The organism is Janthinobacterium salmonicoloratum (assembly GCF_051380845.1).
GTDB lineage: Bacteria > Pseudomonadota > Gammaproteobacteria > Burkholderiales > Burkholderiaceae_D > Janthinobacterium > Janthinobacterium lividum_F.
In genome coordinates, this window is sequence record NZ_JBNYXV010000002.1 from 126,203 (window position 1) to 151,176 (window position 24,974).

At 64.0% G+C, this 24,974-nt stretch carries 24 protein-coding genes and 1 pseudogene; 4 read left to right on the plus strand and 21 right to left on the minus strand.

The features are described 5' to 3' along the window. Window positions 1-2: 2 nt before the first annotated feature. The 11 genes from ACQ4WY_RS13695 to pdxR all read right to left on the minus strand — a co-directional run bounded on the left by ACQ4WY_RS13695 (window position 3) and on the right by pdxR (window position 11,402). Window positions 3-299, minus strand: coding sequence for a hypothetical protein (locus ACQ4WY_RS13695; protein ID WP_226939630.1), 297 nt, complete (start codon window positions 297-299; stop codon window positions 3-5). Beyond that, on the minus strand, window positions 283-2,013 hold the full coding sequence (locus tag ACQ4WY_RS13700) for a response regulator (protein WP_436504598.1): 1,731 nt from the start codon (window positions 2,011-2,013) through the stop codon (window positions 283-285). The genes ACQ4WY_RS13695 and ACQ4WY_RS13700 overlap by 17 nt, the downstream gene beginning before the upstream one ends. 11 nt (window positions 2,014-2,024) lie before the next feature. Further along, window positions 2,025-2,744, minus strand: coding sequence for a sensor histidine kinase (locus tag ACQ4WY_RS13705; protein ID WP_436504599.1), 720 nt, complete (start codon window positions 2,742-2,744; stop codon window positions 2,025-2,027). Window positions 2,745-2,901: 157 nt separating this feature from the next. Then, window positions 2,902-4,713: a family 2A encapsulin nanocompartment cargo protein cysteine desulfurase gene (locus ACQ4WY_RS13710; protein ID WP_436504600.1), complete on the minus strand. Its 1,812-nt coding sequence runs from the start codon at window positions 4,711-4,713 to the stop codon at window positions 2,902-2,904. After that, entirely contained in the window at window positions 4,688-5,617 is a 930-nt protein-coding gene (locus ACQ4WY_RS13715; protein WP_034753448.1) for a family 2A encapsulin nanocompartment shell protein, read from the minus strand. Before ACQ4WY_RS13715 ends, ACQ4WY_RS13710 begins: the two co-directional genes overlap by 26 nt. Before the next feature lie 104 nt (window positions 5,618-5,721). Continuing rightward, window positions 5,722-5,946 carry a helix-turn-helix domain-containing protein gene (locus tag ACQ4WY_RS13720; RefSeq protein WP_034784364.1) on the minus strand — a complete coding sequence of 75 codons (225 nt, stop codon included), beginning with the start codon at window positions 5,944-5,946 and terminating at the stop codon, window positions 5,722-5,724. 7 nt (window positions 5,947-5,953) lie between these two features. Further along, window positions 5,954-6,940, minus strand: a complete 987-nt coding sequence (gene epsC, locus ACQ4WY_RS13725; RefSeq protein ID WP_436504601.1) for a serine O-acetyltransferase EpsC — start codon at window positions 6,938-6,940, stop codon at window positions 5,954-5,956. 19 nt (window positions 6,941-6,959) lie between these two features. Then, window positions 6,960-7,457: a rhodanese-like domain-containing protein gene (locus ACQ4WY_RS13730; protein WP_436504602.1), complete on the minus strand. Its 498-nt coding sequence runs from the start codon at window positions 7,455-7,457 to the stop codon at window positions 6,960-6,962. A 215-nt stretch (window positions 7,458-7,672) separates the two neighbouring features. Continuing rightward, window positions 7,673-9,304: an FAD-dependent 5-carboxymethylaminomethyl-2-thiouridine(34) oxidoreductase MnmC1 gene (gene mnmC1, locus ACQ4WY_RS13735; protein ID WP_436504603.1), complete on the minus strand. Its 1,632-nt coding sequence runs from the start codon at window positions 9,302-9,304 to the stop codon at window positions 7,673-7,675. After that, window positions 9,304-9,867, minus strand: a complete 564-nt coding sequence (locus ACQ4WY_RS13740; protein WP_436504604.1) for a DNA-3-methyladenine glycosylase I — start codon at window positions 9,865-9,867, stop codon at window positions 9,304-9,306. The genes mnmC1 and ACQ4WY_RS13740 overlap by 1 nt, the downstream gene beginning before the upstream one ends. Before the next feature lie 38 nt (window positions 9,868-9,905). Continuing rightward, entirely contained in the window at window positions 9,906-11,402 is a 1,497-nt protein-coding gene (pdxR, locus tag ACQ4WY_RS13745) for a MocR-like pyridoxine biosynthesis transcription factor PdxR (protein WP_436504605.1), read from the minus strand. A gap of 108 nt (window positions 11,403-11,510) precedes the next feature. Here pdxR and ACQ4WY_RS13750 point away from each other — a divergent pair, with 108 nt between their 5' ends. Together ACQ4WY_RS13750 and ACQ4WY_RS13755 are read left to right on the plus strand one after the other, a co-directional pair. After that, window positions 11,511-11,972 carry an OsmC family protein gene (locus ACQ4WY_RS13750; RefSeq protein ID WP_436504606.1) on the plus strand — a complete coding sequence of 154 codons (462 nt, stop codon included), beginning with the start codon at window positions 11,511-11,513 and terminating at the stop codon, window positions 11,970-11,972. Then, on the plus strand, window positions 11,973-12,626 hold the full coding sequence (locus tag ACQ4WY_RS13755) for an FMN-binding negative transcriptional regulator (protein ID WP_436504607.1): 654 nt from the start codon (window positions 11,973-11,975) through the stop codon (window positions 12,624-12,626). Here ACQ4WY_RS13755 and ACQ4WY_RS13760 read toward each other — a convergent pair. From ACQ4WY_RS13760 to ACQ4WY_RS13775, 4 genes and pseudogenes are all read right to left on the minus strand, one after another. Next, on the minus strand, window positions 12,610-12,750 hold the full coding sequence (locus ACQ4WY_RS13760; RefSeq protein ID WP_436504608.1) for a hypothetical protein: 141 nt from the start codon (window positions 12,748-12,750) through the stop codon (window positions 12,610-12,612). The genes ACQ4WY_RS13755 and ACQ4WY_RS13760 overlap by 17 nt on opposite strands. A 2-nt stretch (window positions 12,751-12,752) precedes the next feature. Continuing rightward, window positions 12,753-13,711 (minus strand): annotated as a pseudogene (locus ACQ4WY_RS13765) (AEC family transporter). Window positions 13,712-13,810: 99 nt separating this feature from the next. Next, entirely contained in the window at window positions 13,811-14,248 is a 438-nt protein-coding gene (locus tag ACQ4WY_RS13770; RefSeq protein ID WP_436504609.1) for a CHRD domain-containing protein, read from the minus strand. 181 nt (window positions 14,249-14,429) lie between these two features. Further along, window positions 14,430-14,987, minus strand: a complete 558-nt coding sequence (locus tag ACQ4WY_RS13775; RefSeq protein ID WP_436504610.1) for a winged helix-turn-helix transcriptional regulator — start codon at window positions 14,985-14,987, stop codon at window positions 14,430-14,432. A 246-nt stretch (window positions 14,988-15,233) separates the two neighbouring features. Between ACQ4WY_RS13775 and ACQ4WY_RS13780 the strand changes: the two genes are divergently transcribed. Next, window positions 15,234-15,470 (plus strand): hypothetical protein, encoded by a 237-nt coding sequence (locus ACQ4WY_RS13780; protein WP_436504611.1) that lies wholly within the window; start codon window positions 15,234-15,236, stop codon window positions 15,468-15,470. On the opposite strand, the gene ACQ4WY_RS13785 is transcribed toward ACQ4WY_RS13780, so the two are convergent. The 4 genes from ACQ4WY_RS13785 to ACQ4WY_RS13800 form a co-directional block, all read right to left on the minus strand. Further along, window positions 15,467-16,474: a Csu type fimbrial protein gene (locus tag ACQ4WY_RS13785; RefSeq protein ID WP_436504612.1), complete on the minus strand. Its 1,008-nt coding sequence runs from the start codon at window positions 16,472-16,474 to the stop codon at window positions 15,467-15,469. The genes ACQ4WY_RS13780 and ACQ4WY_RS13785 overlap by 4 nt on opposite strands. Continuing rightward, window positions 16,474-18,825, minus strand: a complete 2,352-nt coding sequence (locus ACQ4WY_RS13790) for a fimbria/pilus outer membrane usher protein (protein WP_436504613.1) — start codon at window positions 18,823-18,825, stop codon at window positions 16,474-16,476. The genes ACQ4WY_RS13785 and ACQ4WY_RS13790 overlap by 1 nt, the downstream gene beginning before the upstream one ends. 63 nt (window positions 18,826-18,888) lie before the next feature. After that, window positions 18,889-19,617: a fimbrial biogenesis chaperone gene (locus ACQ4WY_RS13795; protein WP_436504614.1), complete on the minus strand. Its 729-nt coding sequence runs from the start codon at window positions 19,615-19,617 to the stop codon at window positions 18,889-18,891. A gap of 12 nt (window positions 19,618-19,629) precedes the next feature. Continuing rightward, a complete protein-coding gene (locus ACQ4WY_RS13800) occupies window positions 19,630-20,160 on the minus strand; it encodes a Csu type fimbrial protein (RefSeq protein WP_436504615.1) in 531 nt (176 codons plus the stop codon). A gap of 349 nt (window positions 20,161-20,509) precedes the next feature. Between ACQ4WY_RS13800 and ACQ4WY_RS13805 the strand changes: the two genes are divergently transcribed. After that, window positions 20,510-21,313 carry a response regulator transcription factor gene (locus ACQ4WY_RS13805; RefSeq protein ID WP_436504616.1) on the plus strand — a complete coding sequence of 268 codons (804 nt, stop codon included), beginning with the start codon at window positions 20,510-20,512 and terminating at the stop codon, window positions 21,311-21,313. Here the strand turns inward: ACQ4WY_RS13805 and ACQ4WY_RS13810 are convergent. Continuing rightward, complete coding sequence (locus ACQ4WY_RS13810; RefSeq protein WP_436504617.1) at window positions 21,310-23,868, minus strand: TonB-dependent receptor; 2,559 nt, start codon at window positions 23,866-23,868, stop codon at window positions 21,310-21,312. The two genes, ACQ4WY_RS13805 and ACQ4WY_RS13810, sit on opposite strands and share 4 nt — an antisense overlap. Before the next feature lie 331 nt (window positions 23,869-24,199). Beyond that, window positions 24,200-24,787, minus strand: coding sequence for a nicotinamide riboside transporter PnuC (gene pnuC, locus ACQ4WY_RS13815; RefSeq protein ID WP_436504618.1), 588 nt, complete (start codon window positions 24,785-24,787; stop codon window positions 24,200-24,202). Between the last annotated feature and the right edge of the window lie 187 nt (window positions 24,788-24,974).

Here is a 24,974-nt window from a genome sequence, read left to right on the forward strand (position 1 = left end):
GATCAGGCGATACGATGAATGCGGATCGCCTCGATCATGTTGTCGGCCTGGCGTTTTACGTCACCGATCGTGATCAGGCCTTCGTCGGCCAGCGCCTTGGCGTGCTCGTACGAAGACTGGAATGTTTCCAGCGTGTCTCCCTTGGCGGCGACCGGGCGTACCCAGGCAATACTGCCGACTTTCATTTTTTTGTACACTTCATTGACCACATCACGCATAGTTTCTTCCTTATTGTTGTAAAGCAACTCAAGCGCAGGCGAACCCACACTGGCCCCTAGTTTATCATCCGGCACGCTCACGCATGGCTTTTCCCCCTTTTTCCACTACCGGCGGCGCATTTTCCGGCGCCACGATGGCCTCTTCCGGCCCGGGCGGCGGTGTCAGTTGCACCAGTTGCTCCATCAATTGCGCGAAGCGCTGCTGCCCTGGTGCAATTTTGTCTACATATAACAACACTTCCATGGCTTCGGCCGCCAATTCCGCCTGGTAGCCGCGCTGCTCCAGGAACGACACAATGATTTGCGCGGAATTGAACAGGATGCGCAGGTTGTTCGGCAGTTTTACACGCGCCGCGCGCATCCAGGCGACCGCTTCGTTGAGCTTGTCCGTCTTCCACAGCAGCACGCCCTTGTTCATCAAGTCCGACGCTTCCTTGCGCGAGGCGATGATCAGGCTCGTGCCTTCGTCGCCCATCTTCGCCTTGTCGAAAATCTTTTGCACCTCGTCCTGCACCACCTGGTTGTCGTGGTTGTTCTTCACCACGTAGCTCAGCAGGCCGGCCGGCGCATCCTTGACGCCGACGGCGAACAGCAAGGTGGCCAGTTCCATGCAGATGGCCTTCTCGGGCCGCGCAGGGTCTTCAAGCAGCATGGCTTCGAGCTCGTCGCCGCACTTGCGCGCGCGCCGGTAGTCGCCCGTTTCATGGTGCACCATGCCTTCCGTGATCTTCGCGCGCCAACCGATTTGCTCGGGCGAGAATTCGCGCTGCGCCAGCAGCAGCCATTGCAGCGCTTCCTTGGCATCCTTCTTCAGGCCGCATACGCGCGCCAGTCCCAGGTAGGCGTCGGGCGTCTTCATGACGGAAAACTCGCCGATGGAAATACACTTGCGAAAGGCCTTTTCCGCCATGCTGACATTGCCGACCTTCAAGGCCGCCAGCCCCAGGTTGCGCTGGCGCGGCACGGAATTGGGCGACAGGCGCGCCGCCTTTTCCAGCACGCCACAGGCTTCCTCGTGCTGGCCCATCAGCTGATAGGCGATGGCCATCTGGTCATAGGCGTCGATGTAATATTTGTTCTCGACGATCACGCCCTGGAATATCTGCCGCGCCGCCTCGTGCTCGCCGTTATTCATGCGGATCTTGCCCAGGCCCGCCTTGGCCCAGCTGTAATCGCGCTCGGCCAGCACTTTCTCGTACACGGCGCGGGCCTTTTCCGGCTCACCGCTTTTCAGCAGCAAACTGGCCTTCATGCGCAGCAGTTCCAGCTCGTGCAACTTGTTGACCTCGATCTGCGCATCGCACAATTTGGCCGCGCGCAAATAATCCTTTTCCATGCAGGCCTGGTCGATTTCGCGGAATACCTGCTTCTTGTGCCACACGCGGTTCAGCCGCGTCAGCAGCACGCCTTCCGTAATCGGTTTGATCAGGTAGGCGTCGGGCTGGTGCTCGGCCGCTCCCATCACGGATTCCACGCTTTTCTCGGCCGACACCATCAGCCACACGCTCGATGGCGCCGTCAGGTTGCGCACGCGCGTCTCTTCCAGCACTTGCTGGCCATTCTTGCCTTCGCCCAGGTTGTAATCGCACAGCACCACGTCGTAGCGCGTCTTGGCCAGCAGCTTCATGGCTTCGCCGCCGCTGGCCGCCTGGTCGATATGGCGCGCGCCCAGGTTGCGCAGGGATTCGCGCAGCAGGATGCGGATGCCGATGAAATCGTCGACCAGCAGATAATGCTTGTCGGCCCAGTCGGTACTGCCCGCTTCGGCGGCGGTGGCGTGGCTGTCTGTCGTCATGGCATCCTCGTTCAGGGCAGGCGCAGGAGGAAACAGCCGCCGCCCAGCGCGCCGCCATTTTCCAGGGCGATGCTGCCGCTGCTGCCCCGGTGCTTGTGCATCTTCGCCACTTCGCTGGAAAAATACAGGCCCAGGCCCGTGCTGTTGGTGGAAAAATTCACGCCGGCCGCCATGCCATCCATGGCCGCGCTGCCCGCGTCGAGCAGCGCCTGCGAGTAGCCGTCGCCATTGTCTTCCACGCGCAGCTCCAGCATCGTGTCAACCTGGCGCACCGACAGGCGGATCGTGTCCTTCGTGTAGCGGATGGCGTTGTTGATGGCATGCGCGAGCACGCCCATGACCAGGTCTTCATCGAGGGTCCAGATCAGCTCCGGCGGACAGGCCGTCTCCAGGCGGATGCCTTTCGAAGCCAGCAGGATCTTTTCCTGGTCCACCACCTGGTCGATCACCTGGCTCACCAGTTGCGGCTGCACGTCGAACGGATAGCCGGGCTTGCCCACTTCCTTGTACAGGGCCAGCAGCTGGATCAGGTTATCGTTGAGGCGCTTGGTCTGGTACAGCATCTGCGCCATTTGCAGGTAGGCGGGGTCGGCCTCGGGCGCGGGCTTGGCCTGCTCGGCCGCCAGCAGCGACTCCAGGGTGCCGCTGACCACGCTGATCGAGTTTTTCATGTCGTGCACGGTCGACGCCAGGAACAGGAAAAGCTCGGGCGAGCTGTGTTGATCTTCCACCGGATATCTCCTTGGGGCCGCAGCTTGAATATTGCCAAGGATAAATTATACCGCCAGCATGCGCACGCCAGCCAGCCGCGCGCAAAGTCCGTGATCTGACGCAACAATGCCGCCCCCGCTTGCGCAAGGACGGCATTGAACCGGAAACAGCTTGGCGTCAGCGGCGCGCGCCCGCCAGGCGTTTGACCACGACGATCATGCGGTCGATTTCCTCATACGTATTGTAGAAGGCGAACGAGGGTCGCACGGTCGCCTCCACGCCGAAGCGGCGCAAAATCGGCTGGGCGCAGTGGTGGCCCGAGCGCACGGCGATGCCCTCGTCGTTCAGGGCGCGCCCCACTTCCGCTGGCTCGTAGCCGGCCAGCACGAACGAAGCCACGCTGGCCTTTTCAAACGCCGTGCCGATCAGGCGCACGCCAGGTATGGCTTGCAGCTGGTGCGTCGCGTATTCCAGCAGCGCGTGCTCGTAGGCGGCGATGTTTTCCAGGCCGATGCGCTGCACGTAATCGATGGCCGCGCCCAGGCCCACGGCATCGGCGATATTGCCCGTACCCGCCTCGAAACGGTTCGGCACGCCCTGGTAGACGGTGCGCTCGAACGTGACGTCGGCGATCATATTACCGCCACCCTGCCATGGCGGCAGTTGCTCCAGCAAGTCCGCCTTGCCATACACGGCGCCGATGCCCGTCGGGCCGAACACTTTATGCCCCGAGAAGACATAAAAATCGGCGCCCAGCGCCTGCACGTCCACGCGCAGGTGCGACACGGCTTGCGCCCCATCGACCAGCACGCGCACGCCGGCCGCATGCGCCAGCGCGATGATCTGCGCCACGGGCGTCACAGTGCCCAATGCATTCGACACCTGCGTCACGGACACCAGCTTGGTACGCCCGTTGAGCAGCTTGCGGAATTCATCGAGCAGTATCTGGCCGCTGTCGTCGACGGGAATCACGCGCAGGGTCGCGCCCTTTTCCGCCGCCAGCTGCTGCCACGGCACGATATTGGCGTGGTGCTCGAGCTGCGAGACGATGATCTCGTCGCCGCTGCCGATGTACTTGCGGCCAAAGGTATTGGCGACCAGGTTGATGCCCTCGGTTGCGCCACGCACGAAGATGATTTCATTGGCCGACGCAGCGCCGAGGAAGTTCGCCACCTTGGCGCGCGCCGCCTCGTACGCATCGCTGGCGCGCGCCGCCAGCGCGTGGGCGGCGCGGTGGATGTTCGAATTCTCGTGCGCATAGAAATACGACACCCGGTCGATCACCGACTGCGGCTTGTGCGTGGTGGCCGCATTGTCGAACCAGGCCAGCGGCTTGCCGTTGACCCGTTCGGCCAGCACGGGAAAATCGCGCCGCGCGGCGTGCACGTCGAACGGCGCCGGCGTCTGGTGGTGACCCGGCTTCGTCGCGGAGGGCAGCTCGGTCTGGAAATAGAACGCGGGCGGGCTGTTAGCCGGCGCCACGGGCAGTTGCTGCGCAGGTGAGCGCTGCGGCGTGGCAAACAGTCCCCGCAAATCATCGGGGGCCACCGGCCCCTGTCCCAGCCCCTGCTGCGCCAGGCCGTCGAGCTTGCCGTTCGACACGGGATAACCATGTGCGCCGCCGACAAAATAGTAGGGCGACGGCGCACTCAGGGCCGACAGGCGTGGCGTCGGCACGGAGGCAGGCGCCGGTGCAATCGGCGACTCCAGAGGCGCCGTCACGGGCGGCACTTGCGCCGTCGCCACGCCGGGGGCGATGGCGGCGAAGGAAGGGCCGGGTTGTGGCGGCGGACGGTTCGCATAGCGGGGCGCCGCATCGAGCACGCTGCCGGAGCCACCGAGACTGGGAGACTTGTCCAACGCAGGGGGCAACCCCGGCAAACGCGCGAAAAACTCGCCCGCCAGCCGGTTCAGGGTCGCTTCATCGGGTAAAAACGGGACGGCAGGCAAGCCCGCCGCGCCATCACTTGTAGGTGTCTGGGTAGTCATGGTATTTACCGATCTCCACGTCTTCCAGTACGGCCAGCGCATCGTCGGTCAGCACGGCCAGCGAGCAATACAGCGAAATCAGGTAGGACGAAATCGCGTGGCGGTTGATGCCCATGAAACGCACGGACAGGCCCGGGCTTTGTTCGCCCGCCAGGCCAGGCTGGAACAGGCCGATCACACCTTGCCGCTGTTCGCCCGCGCGCAGCAGGATGATTTTCGTCTTGCCGTCTTCGATGGGCAGTTTGTCGGACGGCACCAGCGGCACGCCGCGCCACGTCAAAAACTGCGAACCGAACAGGCTGACGGTCGGTGGCGGCACGCCGCGGCGCGTGCATTCACGGCCGAAGGCGGCAATGGCCAGCGGGTGCGCCAGGAAAAAGCCCGGCTCCTTCCACACTTTCGTCAGCAGTTCGTCGAGGTCGTCCGGCGTGGGCGCGCCCGTCAGGGTAAAGATGCGCTGGTCGTCGTGCACGCTGGCCAGCAGGCCGTAATCGGGATTGTTGATCAATTCGCTTTCCTGGCGCTCCTTGATCGTCTCGATGGTCAGGCGCAGCTGCTCCTTGATCTGGTCGTGCGGGCTGCTGTACAGGTCCGACACGCGCGTGTGCACGTCGAGCACCGTGCTGACGGCATTGAGAAAATATTCGCGCGGCTGGTCATCGTAGTCGACGAAAGTTTGCGGCAGTTCCGACTCGTCACGCTGTGAGCAGGCCACGCGCACATCCTTCGGGTTTTTCACGCGGTTCAGGCGGTAGATACCCGCTTCCACGGGCAGCCATTGCAGCAGGTGCACGAGCCAGCGCGGCGTGATCGTGGATAACTGGGGGACGCTCTTGCTTGCATTGGCCAGCTGGCGCGCGGCGTTATCGCCCAGCGCGAACTGGCTCTCTGTTGCTTCTGCCATGACTACTCCTGATGAGAAAAGTGAATATGCTTATCTGAAAAACGAATAAAGTATCGGACGTCTCCCCAGTCTTCTCAACATGCTATCGCCATCAACGCGGCGTTTTAATCCACCAGCTCCGGTTCACAGCGCGCCATCAATCCCGCCAGGCCGATGCCCAGCGCGCCGGCCAGTTTTTCCACCGTCAGCAGCGACGGCGTGGCGGCGCCCCGCTCTATTTCGCCGATGAACGAGCGGTTCAAGTCGGCCGCTTCGGCCAGCCGCTCCTGCGACCAGCCATGCCCTTCGCGCAACTGGCGCACGGCCAGTCCAAACTGTTTGATCAACATGCTGTCCTCATGGGTGGTGGGCAAAAGCGGGGTGGGATGGCGCCGGAGAATCCGCTGCTTCCTGCTGGTTGTGCGCTTGCGTGACATGGCTGCCGGGCGCCACGCTGCGGGTCAGCCAGACATTGCCGCCGATGACGGAGCCCTGGCCGATGGTCACCCGTCCCAGGATCGTCGCGCCCGCGTAGATGACCACGTCGTCCTGCACGATGGGATGGCGCGCCAGGCCCTTTTTCAGCACGCCGTCGGCGCCGGCAGGAAAGCGCTTGGCGCCCAGGGTGACGGCCTGGTAGATGCGCACGCGCTCGCCGATGATGGCCGTCTCGCCGATCACCACGCCCGTGCCATGGTCGATGAAAAAGCTGCTGCCGATGATGGCGCCCGGATGGATGTCGATGCCCGTCTGCGAATGGGCCACTTCGGCGATGATGCGCGCCACCAGCGGCGCGCCCAGTGCATACAAGGTGTGCGCCAGGCGGTAGTGGATGATGGCCAGGATGCCCGGGTAGCACAGCAGCACTTCATCGACGCTGTGCGCGGCCGGGTCGCCATGGAAGGCGGCCGCCACGTCCGTGTCGAGCTGGGCGCGGATGCGCGGCAGCGCGCGGGCGAAGCGCTGCACGATGGCCAGTGCCTGCTGTTCGATGGAGACCGTCTGCTGCAAGCCGTGCTGTCGCGCGTGGTAACTGAGTTCGCGCCGCACCTGTTCGTGCAGGCCCGTCAAGGTCGTGTCGAGCGTGTGGCCGACAAAGAAATCCTCGCTCTCCTGCTGCAGGTCGAGGGGCCCGAGGCGCATGGGAAACAGGGCCGCGCACAGGGCGCCGACGATGTCGCGCAAATGCTGGCGCGACGGGAATTCGCGCGCGCCACACTCTTGATTGCTGGCCAATCCTTCGCGCCACTGCGCACGCACGGCGCGCAATTCATCGACGATCTGGCGCAGCTCCCACTGCGGCTGCGCGGCAAGGGAGGCGGGGGGAAGGGCTCGCTGATTCATGGTGGTCCCGGGAACAGAGTTAATCTTGCAGCCAAGGCAGCGCATGCCAGCGCCAGCCGCCGCTGTGGCCACGCTGCTGCTGCTCGTCGAGATCGCCCTCGAAGCCTTGCGCGATATTGAAGACGTGCGTGAAACCGGCCTTGGCGGCCGCTTCGGCGGCCGCGGCCGAGCGCTTGCCGCTGCGGCACAGCAGCACCACGACGGCATCCTTGCCACCCACTTTCGCTTCCAGTTCGCGCACAAAGCGGGGATTGCGGTTCATGGACGTGCCGGTCGCCCACGCCACATGCAGCGAGGCCGGCACGTAGCCGACGAAAGTGCGTTCCTCGTTGGTGCGCACGTCGACCAGTGCGGCTTTGCCAGCCTGCACCAGCTGCCATGCATCCTGCGCGCTGACGATGCCCGCATACGGCAAGCCCTGGGCCTGCGCCTGGGCGCGCGCGAGATGGAGTACTTCGTCAAAAGCCGCCTCGCCGTGAGCGGCGCGGGGATCGAAAATCAGTTCTGCAGCAGCCATCAGTCCACCTCTTTATTCCGTCGTCAAAAACCAGCACGAGTCCACTGTAGCGAACTTATGTTGTTCGGAAAACAAATTAAAAAGAGTTTGGAAAGCTGAAAAACGTATATGGAGGATATTGCGGCATGGAGCGTCTGAAAATGCCCAGGGCTAGGCGGAGTGCCGAAGACAGTACGAATGTACGGCGAGGCAGGACAACAACGCCATGGACTTTTTCAGGCGTTCCGGCGGCGCTCGCGCAACAAGAAACGCGCAGGATCCAACGCGGCGGCAAGCGACGATTCCAGCGGCAGCGGCTCGCCCTCCAGCTGGCAAGCCAGCAGCTCGGCCGCCAGCGGCGCCCAGATCAGGCCGCGCGAGGCGTAACCGAGCAAGCCAAACAGGCCAGGCCAGCGCGGCACGTCGCGCAAGCGCTCGCAGCGGCCCGGCACGCCCGGGTCGGGCAAGGCGCCCGCCAGCGGCAGGCGGTCCGGCGCCATGCAGCGAAAGCCCGTGCGCCCGGCCAGCGGCGCCTCGAACGGAGTCACGCCAAGGATGTCGGCGATCTTCGCGATATTTTCGTGCTGGCTGGCCACGCGCAGGCTGCTGTCTGCATCGGCATCATAGGTCGCGCCCACGCACACGACACCCTGGTGCGCCGGCGTCATGTAGGCTTCGCGGCAGACGACGAACGGCAACGAGGGCAAGCTGCCTTCGGCCAGGTGCGTGACCTGGCCGCGCACGGCGTCCAGCGGCAGGCCGGCCGCCTGTTCGAAATCCACGGCACCCGTGCCTGCCGCCAGGATGACGGTGGGTGCCGCCGCGATCAGGGCACCGTCCGCATCGCGCACCAGCCATTCCTCATCGCCGCGCTCCAGGCGCAGGGCGCTGCTGGAAAAGCGCCGCGTGAGCAAGGCGCCGCAGGCGTCCAGCATCGCCGCGCAAACGGAAGACGGGCGCGCCCAGCCGCCCTGCTCGAACCACCAGGCGCCATCGGGTGCCGGCGCGCCCAGCATGGCGGTCGCCTCGGGTGCTTCCAGCCAGCGGGCGAATTCGCGCGGATACAGGCCACTGGCGGCGATTTGCCGCTGCACCTGCGCATGCGCGCCGTCGCGCGCCAGATGCAGCACGCCGCTCTGTACACCCTCGATGGCGGCGCCGATGCCGCCCAGGTCTTTCCAGCGGCTCAGCGAGTACAGGTAGGCGGCGCGCACCAGGCGCGTGGCGATATTGTCGTCCTTCGACATCAGCGGCATGAAGATGCCGGCCAGGTTGCCCGACGCTTCGCCGGCCGGCTGCGCGTGGCGCTCGACCAAGGTCACCTTCCAGCCGCGCGCGGCCAGCCGTTCGCAGGCGGCCGCACCGGCCACGCCCGCGCCGATGACGATGGCGCGCCGCTCGGGCGCGGTGATGGCCGCGTGCTCTCCGCGCCGCGCATAAAACACGGCGCGCAATCGGCTCTCGTCAAAAACAAAGCCATTTTTTTGCAATTCCGTGCGCTGCGCCTCGTCCAGGTGCACGGCTTGCAGGCGGGCGCCGTCCATCATCAGGCGCGCCAGCACCGGCGTGGCTGCCGGCACCCAGGCCAGGTGCACTTCATCGACTCGCGCCGACAATTGCGCCAGGCAGGCATCGGGTTCGCCGATCAGCAGATCGAGTGTGACGAGGCCATCGTGTGAGACCATGCGATGCAGGCCCGGCACGCAAAGCGGCCACTGCGCGCGCCACTGCTCGGGTAAGTGGCGGGCATCGACGGGACGCGGCGCCAGCGCGATGTAATGCAGACGGCGACCGCCATGCGCCGCGCAGACGGCACGCAAGCGGGCGCCGTCAAAATCCGTGTCGAGCAAGACCAGCGCGCGGCGCATCAATGCCCCGCACGGCAAAAGCAGGTCGGCGCATGGTCGTTGACCATGCCGATGCCCTGCATGTAGGCGTAAATGATGGTCGAGCCGACGAACTTGAAGCCCCGCTTGAGCAAGTCCTTCGATAATTTGTCTGACAAGGCCGTCTTGGCGGGAAAGGCGCCGGGCTGCCAGCTATTGACGATAGGCTGGCCATCGACATACGCCCACAGGAAGCTGTCCAGGGTCTGCCCTTCCGCGCGCAGGCGCAGGTAGGCTTGCGCATTCGTGATGGCCGCCGCCACCTTCAGGCGGTTGCGCACGATGCCGGGGTCGAGCAGCAGCTGCGCCACCTTCTCCGGGCCATACGCGGCGATCTTTTCCGCATCCCAGTGATCAAACGCGGCGCGGTAGGTGTCGCGCTTGTTGAGGATGGTTTCCCAGCTCAGGCCCGCCTGCGCGCCTTCCAGGTTCAGCATCTCGAACAGCCGGCGCTCATCGTGGCAGGGCACGCCCCACTCCGTATCGTGGTAATCGAGATAGCGAGGATTGGCCGGATTGGCCCAGGAGCAGCGGATGGTGGTCATGGTCGTGTTCTTCATGTGCGGGCAAGCACCAGTATAGTTTATCGGCCGCGCAGGAGGCGCCCCAGTTCCAGCAAACCGTGCGCCATCTCGGCCGGGGGAATTGCCGTAAAGCCCAGCAGCAGCCCTGGCGGCGTGGCGCACGCCGGCCCCGCCGCCGGATCGGCATAGTGGCCCAGCGGGCGCAATTCGATGCCCCGTGCCAGGCCCGCGCGCGCGACCGTTTCTTCATCGTGTTCGCCGCGAAAATACGCGCACAGTTCCAGGCCGCTTTCGGCCGGTCCGCACGCGAGCTGGTCGTCGAGTTCACGCGCCAAGCCGCGCACCAGCAGATCGCGCCGTTCGGCATTGCTGTCTCGCGTGCGGCGGATATGCCGGCCAAAGTGGCCCTCGGCGATGAAGTCCGCCAGCGCCATCTGCGGCACGATGGCCGTGTGGCGGTCCATCACGGCCTTGGCTTGCACCAGCGCTTCCGCCAGCGCGGGCGGCGCCACCATGTAACCGAGGCGCAGCCCGGGAAACAGCACCTTCGACATCGTCCCCACATAGACCACGCAACCATCGCGGTCCAGGCTTTGCAGCGAGGCCAGCGGCGCGCCCGCGTAACGGTATTCGCTGTCGTAATCGTCTTCCACCAGCCACGCCTTGTTGTGCGCGGCCCAGGCCAGCAGGGCAAGGCGGCGGGGCAAGCTCATGCTCACGCCCAACGGCATCTGGTGCGATGGCGTCACGTATGCCAGCTTCGCCTGCGGGCAGTGCGCCACGCCGTACGCCACATCGAGCCCCTGCGCATCGACGGGGACGGGAAACACGCGCGCGCCGGCCGCGCGCAAGGGGCCGCTGGCGCCCCGGTAGCCGGGCGACTCCATCCAGGCCGAGTCGCCCGGCGCCAGCAGGATGGTCGACAGCAAGAACAGCGCCTGCTGCGAGCCCGAGGTGATGACGATCTGCTGCGGCGTGCACTGGACGCCGCGCGAGGCCTTCAGGTACACGCACAGCAGCTCGCGCAGCGGCAGGAAGCCGGCCGGGTCGCTGTAGCCGAAATGGTGGTCGGGCCGGCGCCAGCGCCGCGCTTCCAGGCGGTTCCACACGTCGAACGGGAAATGGTCGATGCGCGGCATGCCGACGCGAAATGCGCGCAGCGGCCCCCGGTGGAAGGCCACCTGGCGCATGGCCGCCACCACGCCCTGCCCGCGCGCCGACAGGGGCCGCAGCAAGCCGGGCGCTTCCGCCTTGCCGGCCGGCGCGGGCTGGGGCACGGGCAGCGGAACGTCGCGACTGACAAAGGTGCCGCGCCCCACGGCGCCATCGAGATAACCTTCGGCCGCCAGTTGCGCATACGCATTGAGCACCGTCTGGCGCGACACGGCCAGCAGGCGGCAAAAGTCGCGCGTGGGCGGCAGCTGCATGCCGGGACTGATGCGGCCATCGAGGATGGCGGCCTTGATGGCCGCATACAGCTGGCGAAACAGCGGCTCGATGGCGCCGCGCTGCAGCGGCAGGGCGGCGATGATCTGGTTCAGGTGCGAAGCTGGCATGGTGGGATGGCGTTTAAATTGGTAGCTTAAAGATAGCATTTATTGGCTATTTTAAATAGCCAAAACAAGCGCTAAGATGGCGCATCCCCTCACTCTTGCGGAGCACCCATGCATCAGTTTTTCGCCAACGTGGCCTGGCAGCGCGACGGCCAGGATTTCGCCGGCCAGCGCTACAGCCGTGGCCATGAATGGCAGTTCGACGGCGGCTTGCGCGTGCCCGCCTCGTCGTCGCCCTTGTCCGTGCCGCTGCCCATGTCGGTGGCGGAAAATATCGACCCGGAAGAAGCGCTGGTGGCCGCTACGTCGAGCTGCCATATGTTGTTCTTCCTGTCGCTGGCGGCCCAGCGCGGCTACGTCATCGACGACTACCGTGACGACGCCGTCGGCGAACTGGGCAAGAATGCCGCCGGGCGCCTGGCCATGACGCGCATCGTGCTGCGTCCCCGCATCGCGTTTGCGGGAACGCCGCCCTCGCCCGACGCGCTGGCCGCCCTGCACCACGACGCGCACGCGCGCTGCTACATCGCCAATTCGCTGACGGCCGATGTGGTCGTGGAAGGAGCGCACTAGATGTACACGCCCGCCAGCTTTCGCGAAGAGCGCCTCGACGTGCTGCATGGCCTGATCGACGCGCATCCGCTGGGCGCGCTGGTGCACCATGGCGAGGATGGTTTGTGCGCCGACCATCTGCCTTTCGAGATCACCGCGCCCACGCCCGAGGCGCCGTTCGGCATCCTGCGCGCCCACGTGGCGCGCGCCAACCCGCTGTGGCGCGGCGCCGGCGTGAACGATGACTGCATGGTGATTTTCCAGGGGCCGCACGCCTATATCACGCCCGCCTGGTATGCGGAAAAGCAGCGCAGCGGCAAGGAAGTGCCAACCTTCAATTACGCGGTCGTGCATGCCCACGGTCCCCTGCGCGCCATCGATGATGCGGCATGGCTGATGGACTTGCTGGAACGGCTGACGACACGTCATGAAGCTGGCCTGGCGATGCCGTGGACAATCGCCGATGCGCCGGCCGGCTATATCGAGAAGCTCGTGAAAGCCATCGTCGGCATCGAAATCCCCCTCACCCGCATCACGGGGAAATGGAAGCTGGGGCAGAACCGCAGCATGCAAGACCAGGCCAGCATGGCGCATGGCCTGGCGCTGGACAATCAACCCGGCGCGGCGCAGGCGCTCGGCGCGCTGATCGCCGCCAACCTCACGCCAGCCAGCTGACGGCCGCTGAAAACGTCAAAAACGACAGCGCCGTTGAGACCAGGATGATGCGGGCGATGCGCGCCGTCGCTGTGCTCACGACGATGCGCATAGCGCGCGGCGAGGCGAGGGTCAACGAATCCAACCTCACGCCAGCCAGCTGACGGCCGCCGAGAACGTCAAAAACGACAGCGCCGTCGAGACCAGAATGATGCGGGCGATGCGCGCCGTGTTCGCCCCGAAGCGCTCGGACAGCAGCGACACATTGCTGGCGCTGGGCAGGCAGGCCACCAGCACCATGCAGGTCAGCGCGAACGGATCGAGCGGCGCGCCCAGCGCGATGGCCGCGTGGCCGATGCCCCACACCAGCAGCGGATGCAGCAGCAGTTTTTCAGCGCCACGGGCACATATTCCCCCAGCGGCGCCGGGTCGCTGGTGCTCATCTGCGAACGGGCCAGTACGGCGCCAATGGTAAACAGGGCAACAGGAGAGGCGGCGTCGGCCAGCAGGCCCACCGTCTGCATCAATGGCTTGGGCAGGGCCAGTTCCAGCCACGACGACAGGGCGCCGAACACAATCGCCCACGGCATCGGGTTGCCGGCCATGCCCTTCAGGGCATTGCCGACGGCGGCGCGGCTGCCGTGCGCGCCGCCGCTGCCGATGCGCGACAAGGCGATGCACAGGGAACTGGTCATCAACATATCGACGACGATGGTGACGATGACGGGCCCTGAGGAACGGGGACCGAGCAAGGTCAATAGCAGGGGCACGCCCATGAAGCCCGTATTCGGGAAGGCCGCCACCAGCGCACCGAAGGCGGCGTTGTTCCAGTCGATGCGGTGGCTCAGGGTCATGGCCATGGCCATGGTGACACCCACCATGATCAGCGCGCACAGCAGATACACGCCAAACACGCTGGCGTCGAGCAGTTGCGCGATGGGCGTGGCGGCGCCGAAGCGGTACAGCATGCAGGGCAGCGCGAAGTACAGGACAAAACTGTTCAAGCCGCCGATGGCGGCCAGCGGCAGCAGCTTGCGGCGCACGGCCAGGTAGCCGCACAGCACCAGGGCGAAGAAGGGAAAGGTGATGGCGAGGATGGTCAGCATGGAGCGCCATTGTAGCGCGCTGCACTGGCTGGCCGCCGGGCGCAAAAAAAGGCCGCTCGCGCGGCCCAAGGAGGTTTCGGGAAAAACGCCGCTGGCCGGCTAGGGCTTGAGCTGGGCGCGGATCTCGCCAGCCGGGTAGGCGGCGCTGTGCACGTTCACGTACAGCTTGCCGGCCTGGTAGCTCGCATACTGGGGCGGCGTGAGCATGGCGCCGTCCGGCACGGCAAACATGCCTTCGGCGGTTTTCACCAGCGGCACGATGACGGGGCCATTGGCGCCGGCGGGCGCTTCATGAATATGCGCGACGGTGGCTACCATACCCGTATAGCGCACGCCACCGCTGACACTGAGGTCGTCGGCGACGCGGATAGTGCTGCTGCCGCTGGCCGTGCTGGTGTTGGCCGGCACTTCCTGCGCGCCCGTCAAGGTGACGTCATGGTCGCCCGGGTGATGCGGGCCATGGGAACAGGCGCCCAGCAGGGCGGCCAGCGCCAGCATGCTGGCGGCGCGGCGTACGTGTTGTGGCAATGTGGTCATCGCAGTACTCCTTCAACGGACATCGGATCACGGATGGCGCCCTGCCCTGCCCGTACAGCCGAGCCGGGCTTGCGCCGCACTGGTCTCGCGCAAAAAATCTTGCTGTCATGCGACAGTAAGGCCATGCCGCCTTGTCCGCTTTGCTTTTCGCCAAACCTGGTGCTCGCCTGCCAGCGTGCCGTCAAGCCAGATGCACTTCCGCCACCCAGCCGCGGTTGGCGGCCGGCGCCTTCGGCTTGGGTGCGATGCCGCTGCTTTTTTCCGCATCGAGGATGATGTTGCGCATGCTGTCGCTGGCGGCAGGCCCAGGCGCGAAGGCGTAATACTCGTCATTGATAGGCAGGCCCGTCGTGGCGTCGACCAGCACCGGATCGGCGGCCAGGCCCGTGTCACGGCTGGCAATGACGAGGCTGGCGCCTTCCGGCGCGAAGTTTTCATTGCCCCAGGCAATAAACGCCAGCAAGACGGGCTTGAAGGCGCGGCCGGACTTGGTCAGCACATAGTCGTAGCGGGGCGGCTTGGCGCAATACAGGCGGCGCGTCATCAAGCCCCCTTCCACCAAGTCGGCCAGGCGGCGCGTCAGGATGGTGGGCGCGATCTTGAGGCTTTTTTCAAATTCGTCGAAACGCGTCTTGCCATAAAACGCTTCGCGCAGAATGAGGATGCTCCACCATTCACCCACCTTGCCCAGGCTGCGTGCAATCGGGCAGGGCAAATTATTAAAGTTGGTATGTTTCATGACCATCTCCTCACGTTGATTCAACACAACAATCGAAAAATATTTCAGTTGCAACACGCTCAGTTGCAACACGGACACTTAGTTACTATCACTTTGCAAGTGACATTGACACCACGGGTAGCGGCTTGAAAATACGCAAAAACTCACGCTTTTCTTGTTCAAGTACAATCATGGCTCGTTCAATTCCCCAATCCCGGTACGAAAAACGGTGTCAGCCACGCCCGTTTTTCACTCAATGCGTTCACGATGACCCCTTTGAAGCTTGCCGTACTGCCAGCCCTGCTCGCCCTGTCCGTTTGCCAGACCACCACCGCCGGTACCGTGTCTTCCGCGACACTCCAGGCCACCTTCGTCGTCCATGAAGCGTGCACCATCGTCTCGCAGCGCGGCGGCGCCCAAGTGCGCTGCCAGCACAACACGCCCTATCTGCTGCACCAGCAGGCAATGCCATCGGGCGCCGGCCTCGTCACCGTCACGTTCTAAAAATAAATCGTTGCCGTCACTGTGTCCTTGTAGTCGCCGGGGCGCGGCGATACCTGCGCCGGCACGCGGCCATAAATCGTCAGCGGCACGCTGGCGCCCGTGCCCGTCCCCGTCACCATGCTCGTGCCTGCCGTGCCATCTCCCCATGGCGCGCCATCGAGGGTGGCTGACAGCAGGTAACTGACCTTGTCCGTCGTTAAGATATTTTTCATCTGGCGATTGGCCACATTGGCCGCCACGCTGCCGCCGTTCAGGGCAATCTGATACGCGTTGTTATTCACGCAGCGCACGGACAAGGTGCTGGTGCTGCGCAAATTGCCCGTCAGGATGGAGGCGTTCGCGAACGCCATCGGCGTGGCCGCGATGGTGCAATCGTTGACTGCCGTGGCATTCACCGTGAAACCGAAGCTGCCGCTGGTGGCCGTGCAACCTTGCAGGTTGACGAGGCCATAGGTGGTGTAGGTGTAGGTACCCACGCCGGCAAAGCTCGAGGTATACACGGTATTGGCGTTGGCGACCGTGGGCACGGCGGCCAGGGCGGTGCCGGCAGGGATCTTTGCATACACGGTAAAGGTGGTGGAATAGGTGCCGGGCGGCGCCAGCAAACCGGCCGACAGGATCATGCCGAAGGTCGACGGCGCGCCCGTCACGCCGGCGCCGCCCCAGATCTTCGCCGTGGCATACGAACTGTCCACGTACACGTTGTACTCCATGCGATTGATGCCATTGCCCAGCTTGCGCGGCAGGGCCGAGGTGGAATTCGTGCCCAGCCCCAGCGAGATGCACACTTGCGCATTCGGCGTGAGCAACTGCCCCAGGTTCAGCGACGAGAACAGGCAGCTGAAGGTCCCCGTTGCCTGCGCCACGTAATCGGCGCCGGAAATCGGGCTGACGGAGCCGAAATCGATATTCGTCATGCTGACCGTGCAGGTATCGGCCGCCTGCGCCACGCTGCCCCAGGCGCAGCCCAGCAGCAGAGTCAGCCATAGCAGCAGGCGGCGCATCAGCGGCCTGCCCCGGCGCTGGCTGCCGCTGCGCAATGCAGCGGCCCGATCACGGGCAAGCCGCCCGCGGCAGGACGCACATAGGCAAAACGCAAGGTGCACGCGCTGTCGCCTTCGCCGACTTGCAACTGATTCTGCTCGAGCAGATCGTCGACGAAAACGATGCCGTCAAATCCCACCACCGTCTGCTTGCCGCTTTGCACGTGCAACACGGGCAAGCCCGTAGCCAACGGCTTGCCCTGCGCATCCTGGACGATGACGGTGGCCGCGCTGTAGCGCTCGATGGGAAAGGCCGCCAGCACGCCCGCCAGGTGTTGCGGAACGACATTGATATTACTCGCGGGCACCCGCGCATCCACATCGAGTTCCTCCGTGGCGATGCTGATCTGATTATTGCCATAGGGGTTCAAATTCGGCACCAGCAGATAGCCGTCCCTGCCCGTCACACCGATCTGGCGGTTTTCATGCAGCACAGGAATATTACCCACGCCGCCCGTGGATACCAGCGCAAAACCGTTGCCCACCTGGCGCGCCGCCTCGACATGGCCATCCATCAACACCAGCGCGCCGGCCGCGCCCAGCGAGGAGGCATTGCCCATGCTGCTGTTTTGCGTGCGCGCGCTCACGCGGCCGTCATTGCCCAGGTATTCCACTTGCGCCTGCCGGTAGGCATTGCCGCCCGTCGTGCCAGCTTGCAAGTTCCAGCCGAAACCGCCGCCAAAGTCCGCCGCGCGCTGCGCGCTGACGCTGCGGCCGTTCTCGCCGTTTTGCCGGCTGCTGTACACGCTGACGGCCAGATTGTTGTCGAAAGCCATGCTCAGACCGAAGTAAAAGCCCCGCTTCTCGCGTTGCCGCAAATCCTGGAACAGGCTGGCGTTGAAGAACAGGCCGTGAAACAGGGTGGCCGAATAACCCACGGTGGCAAGCTTCGATGGCGGCGCGCCAGGCGTGCGGTAGCTGATATAGCTGCTGCTGATACTACTTCCTGCCGGCAATGGCAGGCTGACGGTGAAGCGGTCCGCCGCGCGCACCACGGGGCTGCCGTCGCGCGAGGCCAGGTCCCCAAACCCGGCGCTGGCGCGCACGCTTTGCACATCGACGCTGAAGCGCGGCCCCATGTACTGATAGCCAGCGCCCAACTGCGCGCCGCGGCTGCGGCCGGCGCTGGCCGACAGTGAACCGTTGAGCACGCCCGCCTGGCCCAGCCGCACCAGCGCGCCCGCGCCCGCCTGATACAGGCCGGCGGCCAGTTCCGCATGGCCTTCGAGGGTGAGACTGTCGCTGACGCCATGGCGGCCGGAAGCGCTGACGACCAGTTGCCGCTCATAGCCGAACAGGCGGCGGCCATAGTCGCGCCGCACGGCGCCCGCCTCGACCGAGTAATCGCTCAAGCCGCTGGCCAGCATGCGCGTATCGACATACAGGGGCAGCACGGTCGTCACGCTGCGTCCCAGCGCATCGCGCGTGATGAGGGTGGCTTGCCCGGCGCCATTGATGCCGGCCACCTGGTTCAGCACAAACGGACCGCTGGGCACGCTGGCAGCATATTGCTGCACGCCATTGACATACAGGCTCAGCGACGAAGGCACGAGCGCCGTGCCATCGACAGAGGCGACAGGAAAGGTCAGCAGGTCGGGGCGCAGCTGGAAATTCTTGCGCCACTGCACACCACCGACACGCACGGCGCGGCTCCAGCTCAGCGACGAGGAAATCAGGTCGCCCACCTGCCACGTTTGCAAGGTCTCGGGGTCGGCGTGGCTCCAGAAGGTGTCGAAGCGCATGTACTTGCGCTGATCCGACCCCAAGTTCAAGGTGCCGGTATTGCTGAACACGCCGCTGTCATTGAAATAGCGCAAGTCGTTGAAGATGGCGGCGCGCCGCGTCTGCCCCAGCTCCGCATAGGCTTCGTAATTGAGGACGGCGCCGGGCGTGACGCGCGATGGCGGCGTCAGCGCCACCGTGCGCGCGCTGATGCGGTAGGGCGAACGCAAGTCGTCCGCCACTTGCAGCGACACGCTCTGGCGCGCCGCATCATATTCATAGCTGAGGCCGGGAATCGCCTCGAGCGCCACCTCGGTCTGACCGGGTGCGACCAGGCGCGCCGGGTCCAGCCCCAGCTGCTGCAAGGTCGCCACACTGCTGCGCAAGCCTTTGCCCACCTGGGTAAAGCGCAAGATCAGCCCGGTTGGTTCAGCATTCACAGTGACCTCCAGATACAGTTCATTCGGCGCCGCCGGATCGCTGGGCAAGCTGGCAGGGCCCGGATCGGCGCCCGTCATGGCCGCCGCGCCATCGGCCCTGGCCAGCGGCGCCATGGCCAGCAACAGCAACGATGCCAGTACGCGTTTCATGATGTGGCCGCTTGCGCCCATGCCCGGGGCGCGCAGCAAGCCGGCCCGTCATGGCAGCCATGTTCAAGGTGTCGAATTCTTGGCAATGAGTGCCTTGGCATTCACATTTACCGCGATACTCAACGGTCCATCCAGTTCGGCCTCCCTGGCAATGGGCAGGCGCCATACGCGCATGCGTGCCGCCAGGACATAACCAAACAGCCCCTTGCTAATGACAAACTCCTTGCCCGCCTGGTTCGTGAACGTCATCGCACCGATCTGCGCATGGACATTGCCACTGTTTTTGATACGCAACATCCACTCGCCCTGGTCGCGAAAAACTTGCCAGTCGAGTACTTCCTTGCCCGGCGCGCCGGCCGGCAGCACGAACACGGGCACCGAATAGCGCAGACGGATATCGACGCCGCTGCGGCCCGCCTCATCCTCGCGGCTGACTTCATCGATGAGCACGCGATACGTCTTTTCCTGCGCGACAGTGCCAGCCTGGGCACGCACCAGGCGGATGGTCTGCCGGCTATTGGCGGCGATTTCGACGATCGGCGGACTGGCCACCAGTTCCTGCGTCGGCGCCAGCGTTTCCTCGCCATCGCGCTGATCCCAGACGAACACCCGCACCTGCCCGTAGATGGGCTGGTCACCGAGGTTTTGCAGGTTGATGCCGGCTGCATTCTGTGCCGCGCGCAAATTGAGCGTCACCGGTGAAATCTGCAGACTGGCGCCGTGCGCGCCCGCAGCGCAGCAGGCCAGCAGCGCCAGCACGCCTTTCATCAGGGAAGCAACACCGGCCGTCACGCAGCGCCCGGCTTAAAAGTAAACGGTGGCTGTGATGATCGACTTGTAGGTATCGGGTGCCGGTGTCGCTTGCGGCGGAATGTTGCCGTACACCGTGATCGGCTGCGCGGAGCCGTTGCCGGTACCAGCGACGGTATTCGTGCCCTGGATATCGCCCCACAAGGTGCTGCCGGCCGTCTGGTACAGATTGAATTGCACCGTCCCCAGGTTGCCGCCGGTGCCGCTCAGGTAGCGCGTGGTGCCGGTCGACCCGGTGCCCGTGCCGGCCGTCAAGCCCACGTTATACAGCGTGGTATTGGTGCAGGTGACATTCACGGTCGTATTGACGTTCACGGCAGTAGCCAGTACACCCTGACTTTGGCCAAAGTCGAGATTGGCCGCCACGATGGTGCAATTGGCGATGATTTTCAGGGTAACGTCAAAGGTGGTGCTGGCGCTGCCATTCAGATACACGGCTGCGTCGGCGCTACGAGGCAGGAGCGCCGTGGCGGCCACAGCCACGCTGGCAGCAACGATAAGGCGGGGGAAAATAACTCGCAACATGATACCTCCTGATGATGGAACATCATTAATGAGCCCGCCAATTTGAGGGGCTTCGAGGATAGTCACGGTATTGCCGGCGTTTTCTTGGGCACGCAAACCAGGACGACAAAATACGTATGCCGAGAGTCAGAAACCCGGGGACTCCGGCACTTTTTGCAGCATTGACAAAACAGCTTTTTTGGCAAGCGACATTGCTTAAAATCAATGCGTGAGTTTATTATTGGCGATCTGGGAAATCCGCGCTTCTTCCTGCGGAGAAACATCTTTTGAAACACGAGAAAAGCAGAAAAAAAAGGAAAAGCAGCGCATAATAAGCCACAACTTGCTTTTTGGTTAAGTCATCCATTCCATGCCATTGACCAGCGAAACCATCAAAAAAAATATTCTGATCGTGGACGATTCCGCGTTCGAGCAGCGCATGCTGATGGAGCTGCTCAGCGAACAGCCATACCGTTTCAGCATCGCGTTCAACGGCTACCAGGGCTACCAGCTGGCACTGGCCACGCATCCCGACCTGATTCTGCTCGATGTGCGCATGCCCGAGATGGATGGCTACACGGCATGCCGTTTGCTCAAGGCCAATCCCGAAACGGAAGAGATTCCCGTGATCTTTCTCAGTGGCGCCGATGCCGCCAAGGAACGCATCATGGGCTTGCAGGTGGGGGGCGTCGACTACATTTCGAAGCCGTTCACGCCGGAAGAACTGGCCGCGCGCATCCATATCCACCTGGGGTTGATGCGTAAAAGCAACAGTACCTTGCCGGCAACGACTCCGATCAGCGACAAGCAGCAGCATCCCGACCTGGTATTCGTCAATGCGGTCAAGCAACTCATTCTCGACAACCTGGGCAGCCTGCCGAACCTGTCCGAAATCGCCCGCAGCGTGGGCACTTACCGTGAAAAGCTGACCCTGATGTTCCGCGAGCAGACGGGCATGACAGTCTTCGCCTTCATCCGCGAAGCGCGCATTGCCCGCGGCGTGGAATTGCTGCAGCAGACCGACATCGATGTGCAGGATGTCGCCCTGCTGATCGGCTTTCACAACGCGGGCAACTTCGCCACCGCCTTTCGCGAACGCATGGGCGTCACGCCCAGCGCCTACCGCCAGCGCCTGCAGGAGCAGACGGGCCAGCGGCAGGCGGCGGGCGGCTAGAACTTGTAGTTCAGCTTGAGTGCCGCAACGCGCCCGCGCGGATCGGCCTGGGTAAAGTCAAAGCCGGTGGAGGCATAGTCCCAGGGAGCCCGTTTGTTGGCCAGGTTTTGCACGATGAAGGTGACGTTCGCCTGTGGTGTCACCTGCCAGCTGCTGGTCACGTCAAAGGTACTGAAGGCAGCCACCGATTCATTGAGGTGCGTCTCCTGCGCATAGCTGCCCACATAGTTCCATGTGAGCGTGGACGACCATTTTCCCTGTTCCCAGGTGGCCGACGAGACGCCGCGCCATTTCGGGATGGAACCGAAATGATTGGTGCCGGCGCCATCGGTCAGCGGCGCGCCATCGGACAGCGGTTCGGCAAAGCGCAGTACGCGGCTCAGCTGGCCAGCCAGGGTCAGCTTGCCCCAGTCCTTGTCGACGAAGCGCTGGCGCAGGTCGATATCGATGCCCGACACTTCGCGCTGGCCCTGGTTGCGGAATTGGCGGTACAGGGTCGTGATGCGCCCATCGGCACCGCGCGTGATCTGTTGCGGCGCCGTGCTTTCATTCTCGAGGATAGTGGTGGCGCTGGCCGTGCCGATCACGCCATCCTGCTTGATGCGGTAGTAATCGAGGCCGATGCTCGAACTGCTGGTGGGCGACACCACCACGCCCAGGTTCAGGTTGTTCGACCGCTCGGGGCGCAGGTTCGGATTGGCGATGGTCATGACCGTCACGCCGCGCGACTGCGTTGGCGTCAGCGGATCGCGGGCATCGATCACGCCGGTATAGCTGACGGCCGTGCTGTCGGTGATTTCCGGCAGCGACGGGGCACGGAAGGCGCGTGAAACGGTGCCGCGCAGCAACAACCAGGGCGCTGCCTGGTAGCGCGCGCTGGCTTTCGGCGAAAACGCATTGCCAAAGTCGCTGTAATGGTCGGCGCGGCCCGCCACATTGACGGACAGGTCTTTTACGACGGGCACATTGAATTCGGCAAACAGGGCCGACACATTGCGCGAGCCGTTGATGATATTGAGTGCGGGGCGCAGTTCCGTGCCCGACAGCACGGCCGTCGAGGTTTGCGAATCCATTTTTTCGCGTCGCCACTGGGCACCGGCGGCAAAGCCCAGCGGGCCCGCCGGCAAGTTCCAGATATCCTTGGCCGCCGAGAAGTCGAGCGTGTCGAGGGTCGACTCGGCTGGGCGCAGGGTCGACAGGCGCAGGCGGTTGCGCACGGCTTCGCTGTTTTGCGACTGGTCATAGAAATTGTAGCTGCCCTCGGCCAGCACTTTCTGGAATTCGTAGCGGTTGACGAAGTTCTGCACCGTTTCCTCCAACTTGCTGCTGGAATGGGCCACGGCCGTATCCCAGTCCCAGCCCGCCCAGGTGCCCTTGGCGCCGGCCAGCGCGCGGTAGAAGGTGACGCGGTCCTGCTTCAGGCGCGGTCCCAGGTCGAACAGGGTGGCCGTGAACGGCAAGGGTGTCGTGCCCGGATTGTTCGGGTGACCCACGGGCAGCACCACGGGTATGGTATCGAGCAACTTGGTGCTGTTGTTCCACACGCGCGTGGCGTTATTCACCGTCAGAGGCGCGCTGAAGGTCTGGTCGGCGCGCGAGTAACTGTGCAACAGGTCGACATACGCTTCCGTGTCCGCGTTCAGCTTGAGGGTGCCGCGCAGCGACGAGTGGATACGCTGGATACCCGGGATCAGCGTTTTGTACGGCGCCGGATTGTAGGCCAGCACCTGGCCGCTGCGATCGGGATTGATGTCGTTGTATGGCACCAGTTGCAGCGGACCGCGCACGCCACCGAGCGTCTGCGTGGGATCGTTGCCGGCGTAATTCGTGGCGGTCCATCCCAGGCTGCCGCGCTGCTGCTGGCGGTAATCGGCATCGCGCAGCCATGCCACGTCGCTCTGCTGCAGCTTGTCGCGCTGCTGCGCGTCGACCGAGAAGACCACGCTGTAGCCATCTTCCTCGAGCTTGCCGAAACCCGTTTGCAGCGCCGCGCTCTTTTCGTGCTGGCCCGTGCCTTGCGTCGAGCCGCCCCATTGCGCCGTGATGTCCGTGCCCGTGAATTCCTTGTACAGGATGATGTTGACCACGCCGGCCACGGCGTCGGAACCATACACGGACGAGGCGCCATCCTTGAGCACTTCGATGCGCTGCACGGCCGCCATCGGCAGGCTGTTGAGGTCAACGAAGGTCTGCTGCAAATCCTGCGCCGTGGCATAGCTGGCCACGCGGCGGCCATTCACCAGGATCAGGGTGTTTTGCTGGCCGATACCGCGCAGCGACAGGCCCGAGGTGCCGGCCGAGAAACTGCCCGTATATTGTTCGTTATAGCTGTTGCCGCTATTGGCGGAGATGGCGCGCAGCACGTCCGACACGCTGGTCTTGCCGCTGGCTTTCAATTCCTTGGCCGTGATGACTTGCACGGCGCTGGCGCCCTCCTTTTCGCTGACGCGGATATTCGATCCGGTGACATTAACGCGCAGCATGTCGTCCTCGGCGTGGGAGAAGGCGGGAAAGGCGGCGGCGATGGCAAGACTGATGGCGAGTGGTTTGAACATGGTTTCCTCTTATTGGGATTGCAGCCTTTTTCCGATAAAAAAGGCCGAGTAGGGGCACGCGGACCGGGTGGGCCAGCGGGCAAACGACAACGAAATGGATGGGATGACTTAGGGGATGCGTGGACGGGCACGCACCGGCATCCACTGCGCCATGCATTGCATGGTCAGCTGGTGCGGGACGGCGTAAAAACAGGCAGAAAGGGTAAAGCGCAACATAAAAGACACCGGTAAGCGGGGAAAGGCCACTATATCCCGGCGTCTTTTTGGCGTGAACGAATTAAAAATTGATTGTATATACGATTTGAATCTAAGGACTTGGCATATGGCAATATCAGGCGTCGGCAATCGCCGTGGAAGGCGCCGCGCGGCGGGCCTGCACGCTCCACCAGTACCAGGAAATCAGGGCATTGACCCAGTAGGCCGCATACAGCACGGCCGTCAGGTGCAGACCGCGGCTGTAATACAACGGCACGGCCACGGTATTGACCAGCAGCCAGAAAGCCCAGGTTTCGATGCGCCGGCTCATCAGGAGGAATTGCGCGATGATGCTAAATACCAACACTGCCGAATCGATGAAGGGCGCGTAGGCATTGGTAAAGCGGTGCAGCAGCATGCCGTAGATCGCCACGGAGGCGATCCCGGCCGGCACCACCCAGGCCAGGCTGCGCCAGCCCGTGCGCGTGATCGGCAACGGCTTGCCGCCAGCGCCGCGCCGCCATTGCAGCCAGCCGATGACGCACGTGACGATGAAAAACAGCTGCAGCATCACATCGGCGTACAGCTTGACCTGGAAAAACAGCACGGCAAACAGCACGCAGCCGACCATGCCGATCCACCAGGAATGAATATTATTGCGTCCAGCCAGGATGATGGAGGCAGTCATCAATACATTGGCGGCGATCTCGAGCGGGGCAGTCAAGCGGTCTTCCTTTACGGGGCAGTGTTGGCACCGCGCCACTATAGCCGATTACACTGCACGGTGTTCGCCGTGCCGGCGGCGACACCCATGGGGGCAAGCTGCAAAAAACGCGCACATATCGAGGAAATGCGAATCTGGCCGGGCTTCAGCAGCCGCAGCCCTTGACTTCCATGGCCATTCTGGCAAA